Here is a 2,894-nt window from a genome sequence, read left to right on the forward strand (position 1 = left end):
GATCGCGAAGGCGGGTACCGCGATGGTCTCGTCCGGTGTCACGACGAGCGCGCCGTCGGCGCCCGCGGTGAGGGCCACGCACGCGACCCCGCGCTCGATCAGCATGCGCGCGCCCTCGGCCAGCGTGTCGGCGCCGGTGAAGCCGCGGACCTGGTCGTCGTTGGGCAACAGGTAGTCCACGTGCGGTAGCGCGTCCGCGATCCACTCGAGCATCCCGGGGTCGCCGTCGGCCAGGATGTCGACCGATGTGGTGATCCCCTTCCCACGGGCACGGGCGAGCAGCTCGCCGGCCGCCGGGCCGCCCAGGAACTCCGGCCCACCCAGGTGCAGATGAGTGAGCCCCTCGAGCGCGTCGTCGTCGATGTCGTCCAGGGTGAACACGCCGTTCGCGCCGATGCAGTGCCACGCCGGCCGGTCCCCGTTGGGGCGCACAGGGATCACCGAGGCGGACGTCTGTGCGTCCGCCTTGGTCACCAGGCGGCCGGTGTCGACCCCCTCCCCGCTCAACAGGGTCGTCAGGGTGCGCCCGATCGAGTCGGCGCCGACCGCACCGATGCTGCGGACCCCGGCCCCGAGGCGGCTGAGCACCACCGCGGTGCCCCCCGCGGTCCCGGCCGGGGAGAAGGCGATGGTGTCCACGAGGGCCCCGGCGGAGCCCTCCGGGATGGACTCGATCCCGATCGCGTGGACGTCGAGGACGTGCACTCCGACCGTCGCGATCGTCATGGATGAGATGTCGGTCATTGCGGGCTCTCCTTGGTGGTTCCGTACTCGAGGGTGATCGCCTGGACGACCGCGTCGTGTTGCTGCGCCTCGGTGAGGGGTCGTGGTGTGCCCACCCCACTCGCGCGGACGTGCAGGGCCGCCAGCCACTCCAGCAACAGCGCGTTGTCGAGGGCCTTGTCGAGGGAGGATCCCACCGTCACCGAGCCGTGGTTGGCCATCAGGACCGCCTGCCGGTCGCGCAGGCCGTCCACGACGAGGTCGGCGAGCTCGGGGGTTCCGAAGGTCGCGTAGGGCGCCACCCGGATCTCCCCGCCCAGCAGCAACTGCTGGTAGTGCAGTACGGGCAGCGCGTCCATCCCGGTCACGCAGGAGACGGCGGTGGAGAACGGGGCGTGGGTGTGGACGACGGCCCCCGCCTGAGTACCGGAGTAGATCCCCAGATGCAGCCCGAGCTCGGAGGTCGGCGCCAGTCGGCCGTCCACGTGCTCGCCCGTCGCGCCGACCACGGTGACGTCCTCGGCACGGCAGTCGGCCAGGACCACGCCGGTGCCGGTCACGGCGATCCGCCCGTCGTCCACCCGGGCCGAGACGTTTCCGGCGGTGCCGATGAGCAGCCCCTCGGCCGCCAGTCGCCTGGCGGTGGCGGCGACGTGCTCGCGGGCCCGCGACGACTGCCCACGGGATCCCGACGACTCCGTCGTCACAGCCCACCGGCCTGATCGATGCCGCGTTCGGCGTGCACGACGCTCTCGAGCGTCGTCATGGACCGGCGGAACTGGCCGGTGAGCGACTTCTCGAGAACCGGCGCGATGAGGCGGCCGAGGGGGCCGAGCCCGACCCGGCAGTCGACCCGGTACGTCATCAGGGTGGCCTCGGCGCCCAGCGGCTCGAAGCGGAAGGTGTTGACCATGTCGTGCAGTGGCGCGAACCCGGTCCCGGAGTCGACCCTGAGGGACCGCGGCTCGACCTTCCCCACCGTCCACACGGACCGCGTCGTGAGCGGCCCGATCGTCCGGTTCCGCTCGGAATAGGTCTCGCCCACGGTCGCCGCACCGTGGTGGGTGGTGACCTCCAGGGCCCCGTCGACCCACTCGGCGTACCGGGAGGTGTCGTCGATCACGGCCCAGATGTCCTCGACCGGGGCTGCGAGTCGCTGCTGTACGGAAACGGTCAGACGTGTCACGGATGTCCTCCTGAGTGTGCGATCACGGCGCGGGCGGCGGCCTCCCCGGAGCGGACCGCGCCGTCCATGTAGCCGTTCCAGTAGTCGGAGTGTTCGGCACCGGCCCAGTGCACTCGGCCGAGCGGCCGGTCGCGCCACTGACCGAGCGTGGTCAGGACGCCGGGGCCGAGGACAGCGGTCGGGCCACCCCGGGTCCAGCGTTCCGCGGTCCAGTCCTTCTCGAAGTATCCGACAGGCGCCAGCGCCGCGGGCCCGACCACCCGGGCGAAGCTCTGCAGGACCGCCCCGCCGCGCTCCCGGGCCGGACGGGGCGCCCACTTCCGCCACCCCGCTCCCCCCACGAACCCCATGAGGATCCCGGGTGAGCCGCTCGGCGGGGTGTTGTCGAACATCGAGCACACCGGGGTACCGCCCCCGCGGAAGACGCCCTGGCCGGAGAGTCCGTCCTCCCGCCAGAACGGGCGCTCGTAGATCGCCTCACACTTCATGAGGGTGCCGAAGGCCATCCTGCGGAACAGGGCGTCCTGGTGGGCGGGCAGCGACGGGCTCCACTCGATCTCGGCGGCCAGGTGGGGTGGCGCGGTCACGATCACCTCCTCGCCGTCGAAGGACCCCGCGTCGGTGGTGACGGTGACCCCCGTGGCACGGTGTTCGATCCGCCGGACGGGGGCGCCGAGGGTGACGGAGTCGCCCAGTTCCTCGGCCATGCGTTGCGAGATCACCTGCGAACCGCCCACGACCCGGGATTCCTGGGCCCCGCCGGCCACGCCGATCATCCGGTCCAGTGAGCCCGGGTGGATCTCGTCACCCGCGCCCGCGACATACGCCAGGCCGTACAGCGCCGAGGCCTCGGACGCCGCGGCCCCGAACGCCGAACCGAGGAGGGTGTCGATCAACTCGACCCCGCCGGCGCCGATCGCGCCGCGCCGCAGCCAGGTGGCGAGGCTCTGGGCGTCCAACCGGCCCGCGTCGGGGTGCTCCCACG

4 protein-coding genes are annotated in these 2,894 nt (G+C 72.5%); all 4 read right to left on the bottom strand.

What is annotated here, in order from left to right; all coding sequences use genetic code 11:
• The coding region (locus G6018_RS11870; protein ID WP_182639701.1) for a PfkB family carbohydrate kinase at positions 1-744 on the bottom strand (744 nt) is incomplete at its 3' end.
• Positions 741-1,430, bottom strand: a complete 690-nt coding sequence (locus tag G6018_RS11875; RefSeq protein WP_179523238.1) for a class II aldolase/adducin family protein — start codon at positions 1,428-1,430, stop codon at positions 741-743. The genes G6018_RS11875 and G6018_RS11870, both read right to left, overlap by 4 nt.
• Positions 1,427-1,909 (bottom strand): SRPBCC family protein, encoded by a 483-nt coding sequence (locus tag G6018_RS11880; RefSeq protein WP_182639702.1) that lies wholly within the window; start codon positions 1,907-1,909, stop codon positions 1,427-1,429. The genes G6018_RS11875 and G6018_RS11880 overlap by 4 nt, the downstream gene beginning before the upstream one ends.
• Positions 1,906-2,894 (bottom strand): FAD-dependent oxidoreductase (locus G6018_RS11885; RefSeq protein ID WP_182639703.1); only part of this gene is annotated, 989 nt, incomplete at its 5' end. The genes G6018_RS11885 and G6018_RS11880, both read right to left, overlap by 4 nt.

This window comes from Dietzia sp. DQ11-44, from assembly GCF_014145205.1.
Classification (GTDB): domain Bacteria; phylum Actinomycetota; class Actinomycetes; order Mycobacteriales; family Mycobacteriaceae; genus Dietzia; species Dietzia natronolimnaea.